9 protein-coding genes and 1 pseudogene are annotated in these 7,529 nt (G+C 73.0%); 4 read left to right on the forward strand and 6 right to left on the reverse strand.

Going from position 1 to position 7,529, the window contains the following annotated elements:
• On the reverse strand, positions 1-208 hold a 208-nt coding region (locus tag QM572_RS06515), incomplete at its 3' end, for a hypothetical protein (RefSeq protein ID WP_415091267.1).
• Between the two features lie 55 nt (positions 209-263).
• Between QM572_RS06515 and QM572_RS06520 the strand changes: the two genes are divergently transcribed.
• From QM572_RS06520 to QM572_RS06535, 4 genes are all read left to right on the forward strand, one after another.
• Positions 264-839, forward strand: a complete 576-nt coding sequence (locus QM572_RS06520) for a PadR family transcriptional regulator (RefSeq protein ID WP_415091269.1) — start codon at positions 264-266, stop codon at positions 837-839.
• Positions 836-1,540 carry an ABC transporter ATP-binding protein gene (locus tag QM572_RS06525; protein ID WP_415091271.1) on the forward strand — a complete coding sequence of 235 codons (705 nt, stop codon included), beginning with the start codon at positions 836-838 and terminating at the stop codon, positions 1,538-1,540. Before QM572_RS06520 ends, QM572_RS06525 begins: the two co-directional genes overlap by 4 nt.
• Positions 1,537-4,107, forward strand: a complete 2,571-nt coding sequence (locus QM572_RS06530; RefSeq protein ID WP_415091273.1) for an FtsX-like permease family protein — start codon at positions 1,537-1,539, stop codon at positions 4,105-4,107. The genes QM572_RS06525 and QM572_RS06530 overlap by 4 nt, the downstream gene beginning before the upstream one ends.
• A 130-nt stretch (positions 4,108-4,237) precedes the next feature.
• On the forward strand, positions 4,238-4,813 hold the full coding sequence (locus QM572_RS06535; RefSeq protein WP_415091275.1) for a cob(I)yrinic acid a,c-diamide adenosyltransferase: 576 nt from the start codon (positions 4,238-4,240) through the stop codon (positions 4,811-4,813).
• Here the strand turns inward: QM572_RS06535 and QM572_RS06540 are convergent.
• The 5 genes and pseudogenes from QM572_RS06540 to QM572_RS06560 form a co-directional block, all read right to left on the reverse strand.
• Positions 4,810-5,112, reverse strand: coding sequence for a SelT/SelW/SelH family protein (locus QM572_RS06540; RefSeq protein ID WP_415091277.1), 303 nt, complete (start codon positions 5,110-5,112; stop codon positions 4,810-4,812). The genes QM572_RS06535 and QM572_RS06540 overlap by 4 nt on opposite strands.
• A gap of 10 nt (positions 5,113-5,122) precedes the next feature.
• Positions 5,123-6,280, reverse strand: a complete 1,158-nt coding sequence (locus tag QM572_RS06545; protein WP_415091279.1) for an MFS transporter — start codon at positions 6,278-6,280, stop codon at positions 5,123-5,125.
• Entirely contained in the window at positions 6,277-6,717 is a 441-nt protein-coding gene (locus tag QM572_RS06550; RefSeq protein ID WP_415091281.1) for a DUF2550 domain-containing protein, read from the reverse strand. The genes QM572_RS06545 and QM572_RS06550 overlap by 4 nt, the downstream gene beginning before the upstream one ends.
• Before the next feature lie 27 nt (positions 6,718-6,744).
• Complete coding sequence (locus QM572_RS06555) at positions 6,745-7,005, reverse strand: F0F1 ATP synthase subunit epsilon (protein WP_415091283.1); 261 nt, start codon at positions 7,003-7,005, stop codon at positions 6,745-6,747.
• A 5-nt stretch (positions 7,006-7,010) separates the two neighbouring features.
• Positions 7,011-7,529 (reverse strand): annotated as a pseudogene (locus QM572_RS06560) (F0F1 ATP synthase subunit beta); the annotation flags it as partial.

Below are 7,529 nucleotides of genomic sequence, written 5' to 3' on the forward strand. Positions count from 1 at the left end.
GCCGGACCACCCGTCCGCGCGGGGTGGCGCGGGTGCGCGCGTCGACCCGCGCCGCGGTCGCGGCGACCACCGTGCCGAGGATGATCACGTCGCTGCGCAGCCCCGCCGCGCTCGCGATGCCCCACGACGTGAGCCAGGACGCCAGGACGGCCGCCATCGTCACCGTGGCGGTGCGTCCGTCGACCGCTCTTCTCAGCTGCTCCCACATGACACGCCGATTCTGCCCGTTGACCTCGTACATACTCGGTATGCATACTGAGTATGTGAGTGTGCGAAACGGGCTGCTGGCCCTCTTGTCGGAGCAGCCGATGTACGGCGCCCAGCTCCGCACCGAGTTCGAGAGCCGCACGGGAGACACCTGGCCGCTCAACATCGGGCAGGTCTACTCGACGCTGCAGCGGCTCGAGCGCGACGGCCTCGTCGTGCAGGGCGGGGCGGCCGGGACGGGAGCCCCCACCGACCCGAAGGCGATCCCCTACTCGCTCACCGACGCGGGCCGCGACGAGGTCGTGCAGTGGTGGGACACGGCGCTGCCGACCACCCCGGACCCGCGCGACGAGCTGACCATCAAGCTGGCGCTGGCCGTCACCGTGCCGGGCGTCGACGTCGCCGACCTCGTCCAGCGGCAGCGCGCGGCGGCGATGGCCCACCTCCAGGAGCTCACCCGCGCCAAGCGCACGGGCTCGGGCCGGGAGTCGCTCAGCCTCGCCGCCGAGCTGGTGCTCGAGCGGCGCATCTTCGACGCCGAGGCGCTGGTGCGCTGGCTGGACCACATCGAGGGCCGGCTCGCAGCCCAGCCCGCCGACACCCGCTCGACCACCAAGGAGACCATCGCATGAGCACCGCCCCGAGCACCGTCCTGAGCCTCGCCCACGTGTCGCGCTCCTACCGTGACGGCGAGACCGCGGTCGCCGCGCTCGACGACGTCTCCCTCGACGTCGCCGCCGGCGAGCTGGTGGCCGTCATGGGGCCCTCGGGCGCCGGCAAGTCGACCCTGCTCCAGATCGCCGGGGGTCTCGAGCCCTTCGACTCCGGCCAGCTGTACGTCGAGGGGCGCTCGCTCGGCGGGGCCTCGGCCGGCACACTGGCGGAGGCGCGACGGAAGTCGATCGGCTACGTCTTCCAGGAGCTCAACCTGATCCCGACGCTGACCGCGCTGGAGAACGTCACCCTCCCCCTCGAGCTCGACGGCACGGGCACCCGCGAGGCGGCCCGGATCGGCCGCGACGCCCTGGCCGACGTCGGCCTGCCCGACGTGGACCGCCGCTTCCCCGACCAGCTCTCCGGCGGTCAGCGCCAGCGGGTGGCGATCGCCCGCGCGCTCGCCGGCCCGCGCCGGCTGCTGCTGGCCGACGAGCCGACCGGGGCGCTCGACTCCCGGACGGGCGAGGAGGTGCTCAAGGTGCTGCGCGAGCGGATCGACGCGGGGGCCGCCGGCGTACTGGTGACGCACGACTCGCGCCACGCCGCCTGGGCCGACCGGATCGTCTTCCTGCGCGACGGGAAGATCGTCGACGTCACCGACGGCGGCCGCGCATGAGCACCCGCACCGGCATGAGGCCCGCCCTGCGGCTGGCGCGCCGCGAGATCCTGCGGCACAGGTGGCGCTCGCTGCTCGTCGTGATCCTCATCGGCCTGCCGATCCTCGCGAGCGTCGCCGCGGTCACGCTGGTCGAGACCGGCCAGATCAGCGACCGCGAGGCACGGCCCTACACGTACGGGTCGGCGCGAGCCCAGGTGATCTGGGGATCCTCCGCCCCGGAGGAGACCGGCCCGGGCGACTCCGCCGGTCCGGCCACGCCCACCACCGAGGCGGAAGCCCTCTCGGCGCTCGAGGCGGCCACCGATCTGCCGGTGATCCCGCACACCTGGCTGTCCGCCTGGGCGGCACAGGGGCAGGCCGGCTGGCGGGTCAACCTCCTCCGGACCGACTTCGGCTCCCCGCTCGCCCACGGCCTGGTCGACACGGTCACCGGGCACCTGCCCCGCAGGCCCGACGAGATCGCGGTGACCCCCGCCCTGGCGCACGCCGGCGCGACGATCGGCTCGACCCTGACCTTGGGAGAGGCCGAGCTGACGGTCGTCGGCGTCGTCCGGTCCTTCGCGAGGGACGTCGATGTCGACAAGGCCGTGATGCTGCCGGTCGACTCCGCGGCCGACCCGGCCACCTCTCCCGTCACCGGCCGCTTCGACGTCCCGTGGACCTTCCTCGTCGGCGACGCCGACACGCCCCTCACCGACGCCGAGAGAACCCGCCTGAGCAACGCCGGCTTCGAGACCATCGATCGCGATGCCCTCGACGCGGGAGACTCCATGGCGGCGCCGTCCTCGGAGGACGCATCGCTGATGGCGCTGCTGATCACCTGCCTCCTGATCGAGATCGTGCTGCTGGCAGGGCCGGCCTTCGCCGTCGGCGTACGCCGGCAGCGACACACCCTCGCCCTCCTGGCCGTGGCCGGCGGCAGTCCTCGGGACATCCGGCGCACGGTGCTCGCGCAGGGACTGCTCCTGGGCCTCGGAGGAGCCGTGGCCGGCGCCGCCCTCTCGATCCCGCTGACCTGGCTCGGGCTGCGCGTCGTCGAGGCCGGCTGGGGGCTCGCCCTCGGGCCCTTCGACATCGGATGGCTCGCGATCCTCCCGGCGATCGCCTTCGGGACGCTCTCCGCGGTGCTCGCCTCCCTGATCCCGGCGCGCCTCGCCTCCAAGGTCGACGTCGTCACCGCGCTCGCCGGCCGGCAGCCGACGCCGCGGGTCCGTCGTGGCTGGCCTGTCGCCGGCCTGATCGTCCTGGCCGTCGGCACGCTCGGGTCGCTTGCGTCGGTGCGCCACGAGTACGGCGGCGGCGACCTCCAGAACGCCTGGTGGGCGGTCGTCTCCGTCTGCGGCGCGGTGATGATGACGCCGTGGCTGATCGCCACCATCGCCCGGCTCGCGCCCCGGCTCCCTCTTCCCCTGCGGCTCGCCCTGCGCGACGCCGACCGGCACCGCTCCCGCAGCGCCCCGGCCGTCGCGGCCGTGATGGCGTCGGTCTCCGCGGTCGTCGCGCTCGGCATCGGCTCGGGCAGCGACACCCGGCAGGAGGATCGCGACTACGAATACGCCCACCCGCTCGGGACCGTGACGCTGGAGACCGACGCGGGCAGCATGCCGGCGATCGTCGACGCGGTGAAGCAGGGCACCGGGGTGACCTTCACTCCCCTGGTGACCCTGAACGACTGGTCGGTCGAGCCTCCCGCGGTGGACCCCGACCAGTGGTCGTCCTGGTCCGTGCCCACGAGCGTGGCCGTCGCCGACGCCCCGACCTTGGAGGCGTGGGGCGTCAGCCTCGACCCCGCTGCGAAGGAGGCGCTCGCGTCCGGGAGGGGGCTGGTCGACGGCGGCGACCAGGGCAGCGGCACGGTGGCGGTCACCCGCTGGTCGGAGGACGCGAACGGCCAGGCGTCCAGCATCGACGTGCCGACGCTCGCCACCGACCTCCGGGTCCGCGGACCGCTGCCGAAGGCGGCCGTCCGGCCGACGATCGCCGGCCTGGTCGTCTCTCCGGAGACGGCGGCGGACCTCGGCCTGGTCGACCCCGACAACGGCGACGGCGCGTGGATCACGGCCGTCGCCGACCGCCCCGCGAGCCAGATGGACGAGAGCGCCGTCGAGGCCGCCGCGGCCACGGTCACCCCCGACGACTGGGCCGTCTACGTCACCGACCGGCATCGCTCCCCCTACTGGCTGCTGCTGCTCCTGCTCTCGGCCCTCGGCGCCTTCACCGTGCTGCTCGGCACGTTCTCCGCCACGGGCCTCGCGCTCGACGACGCGAGGCAGGACCTGACCACGCTGTCGGCCGTCGGCGCCCGGCCCAGGACCCGCCGGGTCGTCGCCGGGACGCACGCCCTCCTCATCGCGTTCGTCGGCTCGGTGCTGGGCATCGCCGTCGGATTCACGCCAGGGGTGGCGGCGGCCTACCTGCTCACGAATAGCTCGTCCGAGGGCTGGGTATTCAGCGTGCCGTGGCTGCTTCTCCTCATCCTCGTCATCGTGCTGCCGATCGTCGCCGGCGTGGTCACCGCCGTCGTGTCCAGGACTCGGACGCTCAGTCTCAGGAGGGCCGCATGACACTCCCGCTCCCGACGCCGCGGGCACAGCGACGCCGCCAGATCCGTGAGCTCATCGTCGTACGCCGGCTGCAGCTCGGCCGGCTGGTGAGCGCGCCCGGCGGCCCGTCCCGTGGCCTAGGCTCGGAGCCATGGTCAACCTCACCCGGATCTACACCCGCACCGGCGATCGCGGCAGCACCCGACTCGGGGATCTGAGCGAGACCTCCAAGACCGACCCGCGGCTCCAGGCCTACGCCGACGTCGACGAGACCAACGCCCACCTCGGGGTGGTGCTGGCCGGCGGAGACGTCGCGCCCGAGGTCGCCCAGGTCCTGATCCACATCCAGAACGACCTCTTCGACGTCGGCGCCGACTTCTCCACGCCGATCCCGCAGACCGACCCGGGCTACGCCCAGCTGCGGGTCGAGCAGGGCTACGTCGACCGGCTCGAGGGCTGGTGCGACGAGTTCAACGAGCAGCTGCCCAACCTGCGCAGCTTCATCCTCAACGGCGGCACCGTCGCCTCGGCGCACCTGCACGTCGCGCGCACGGTCGCCCGGCGCGCGGAGCGGGCGGCGTGGGCGGCGTGGGAGGTGCACGCCGAGACGATGAACCCGCTGGCGATCACCTACCTCAACCGGCTGAGCGACCTGCTGTTCATCCTCGCCCGCTTCGAGAACCGCGAGAACGGCGACGTGCTGTGGGTGCCGGGGGGCGAGCGCTAGCGCTCGACCTCGGCGGCCCGGTCGCCGTGCCCGAGCGAGCGACCGGGCGCGACCAGGTCGCGAACGCGGCGCTTGAGCTCGCTGATGTCGGGGAAGCCGCCGTCGGTCTTGCGGTTCCAGACCGGCTGACCGTCGACGTCGACCCGGAAGATGCCGGTCTCCCGCTCCGGATCGCCCGGCACCAGCGTCAGCTCGCCGATCTCCGCCTCGAACGTCTGCAGCAGCTCACCGGCGTACATCAGCGAGCGGAGCATCCAGCGGCACTTCGAGCAGTAGGTGATCCTGACTCGCGGCGACATGCGCACCACCCTAGGGTGAGCTGCCCTCGGAGCGCGCGGTGGAGCGGGTCACGGTCACCGTGAGCGCGGCGGGCACCATGAGCACGGCCACCACCAGCAGCGCCCGCAGCGTGCCGACCTGGTCGCCGACCCAGCCGAGCAGGGGCGGGCCGATGAGGAACGCGCCGTAGCCGATGGTGGAGACCACGCCCACCCGCTTCGCGGCGCCGACCGGGTCGTCGGCGGCGGCGCTCATCCCGACCGGGAAGCCGAGCGAGGAGCCCAGCCCCCAGATCGCGACGCCGACGAAGGCGAGGGCGAGGCTCCCGGCGAAGACGGTGAGCAGGATTCCGGCCGCGGCCGCGCCCGCGCACGCCCAGAGGACCGGGGCGCGGCCGAAGCGGTCCAGCACCCGCGTGCCGACCATCCGCCCGGACGTCATGGCGACCACGAACGTGGCGAAGGCGGTGACCCCGACCCAGTGCTCGACGTCGTACCCGTCGATGATGCCGAGGCTGAGCCAGTCGTTGGCGGAGCCCTCGGCCAGGGCGTAGGCCAGCACCATGACGCCGATCAGGAGGGTGCGGGGCTCGGTCCAGGGCGAGCGCCGCGGCGCGTCGGAGGCGGCCTGGGGGCCGTGCGTGTCGACGGGGAGGAAGGCGCGGGTGGCGACCACGACGCCGACGTACGCCGGCAGCCCGACCATCGCGAGATGCGCCAGCATCGGCACTCCGAGTGCGGCCATCGGGACGCCGATCGCGCTGCCCGCCAGCGACCCGATGCTCCACACCGCGTGGAAGCGCGGCATGACGGTCCGCCCGACGCGCCGCTCGACCTCGGCGCCCTCGACGTTCATGGCGACGTCCCAGACGCTGACGCCGAGGCCCTGGACGAAGAGGCCCGCCGCGGCGAGCGTCTCGACGTGCACCACGGTGGCGCCGGTCGCCGCGACGAGGATGCCGCCGACCACCGCGAGTCCGCCGGAGCGCACGACCGCGGCCGCGCCCCACCACTCGATCAGCGGCCCGGCGGCGGGCAGCGCGACGACGCATCCCGTCGAGGTGGCCAGGAGGAGCAGCCCGAGGTCGCCGTTGGAGAGGTCGAGCGCCTCGCGGATGTCGGGGAGCCGCGAGACGAGGGAGGCGAAGAGCACTCCGGCGAGGGCGAAGGCCGCGTAGACGGCTCTCACTGCGACCAGTCGACGCCCGGGTGACGGGACTCCAGCCAGGCCTGGAAGCCGATCAGCGACTCCGGCGCCATCGCCAGCTCGATCAGGCCGCCCTCATGCTCGCACTCGACGATCACGTGCCCGGGATAGAGCTCGATCTCCTCGTCCGGGTCGGGCTGCCGGCTGGCGTGGTAGGCGAGCGAGACGCGCTGCCAGCGACAGCGCGGGGTGGGCGCCAGCGAGAAGACGCGGAACCACTCGAGGGTCTCGCCGGAGTAGCGGCCGATGCCCAGCAGCCAGCCGCGCCCGGGCTGGGAGGCCCGGGCGCGGTAGGCGAGCTCGAAGGTGCCGCCGTGGCGCGCGATGACGCGACGGCGCACCATCAGACAGAGGAAGTAGACGACGACCAGGAGCAGCAGCGCGCCGACGGCGTCCAGCAGCCACTCCCAGATCGGCATCCCCCCGCGGCCCCCAGCACTCGGCGATCAGAGCGTGATGTGCTCGGCCAGGATCGACACGTGGTCGTCCGCCACGGAGATGAAGCCGCCGTCGACCTCGGCCGAGACGGCCGCACCGCTCGCGGGCTTGATCTCCACGGCCGAGGGGGCCAACAGGGACAGCAGCGGGGCGTGCCCCGGCAGGATGCCGAGGTCGCCCTCCACCGTCCGGGCGGAGACCGCCGAGGCCTCGCCGCTCCAGACCACGCGGTCCGCGGCGACGAGCTCGACCGTGATAGTTCCCGCCATGCGAATCAGATGCTCTTCTGGATCTCGGCCCAGTTGCGCTCGACGTCGTCGAGGCCACCGCACATGAAGAACGCCTGCTCGGCCACGTGGTCGTACTCGCCGTCGCAGATCTTGTTGAAGGCCTCGATGGTGTCGACCAGGGCGACGGTCGAGCCCTCGATGCCGGTGAACTGCTTGGCGACGTACGTGTTCTGCGAGAGGAAGCGCTGGATGCGGCGAGCGCGGAGGACGATGGTCTTGTCCTCCTCGGAGAGCTCGTCGACACCGAGGATCGCGATGATGTCCTGGAGCTCCTTGTTGCGCTGCAGGATCTGCTTCACCCGGATGGCCGCGTCGTAGTGCTCCTGGCCGATGAACTGCGGGTCGAGGATGCGCGACGTCGAGGTCAGCGGGTCGACGGCCGGGTAGATGCCGAGCGAGGCGATCTCGCGGCTGAGCTCGGTGGTGGCGTCGAGGTGGGCGAAGGTGGTCGCCGGGGCCGGGTCGGTGTAGTCGTCGGCCGGCACGTAGATCGCCTGCATCGA

The organism is Nocardioides sp., from assembly GCF_047607365.1.
GTDB lineage: Bacteria > Actinomycetota > Actinomycetes > Propionibacteriales > Nocardioidaceae > Nocardioides.

Bases quoted from the DNA above. Each gene is read 5' to 3' on its own strand.
- QM572_RS06525 (WP_415091271.1), top strand. From the start codon at position 836: ATGAGCACCGCCCCGAGCACCGTCCTGAGCCTCGCCCACGTGTCGCGC.
- QM572_RS06530 (WP_415091273.1), top strand. From the start codon at position 1,537: ATGAGCACCCGCACCGGCATGAGGCCCGCCCTGCGGCTGGCGCGCCGC.
- QM572_RS06550 (WP_415091281.1), bottom strand. From the start codon at position 6,717: ATGCCGATCTGGGAGTGGCTGCTGGACGCCGTCGGCGCGCTGCTGCTC.
- QM572_RS06540 (WP_415091277.1), bottom strand. From the start codon at position 5,112: ATGTCGCCGCGAGTCAGGATCACCTACTGCTCGAAGTGCCGCTGGATG.
- QM572_RS06555 (WP_415091283.1), bottom strand. From the start codon at position 7,005: ATGGCGGGAACTATCACGGTCGAGCTCGTCGCCGCGGACCGCGTGGTC.
- QM572_RS06535 (WP_415091275.1), top strand. From the start codon at position 4,238: ATGGTCAACCTCACCCGGATCTACACCCGCACCGGCGATCGCGGCAGC.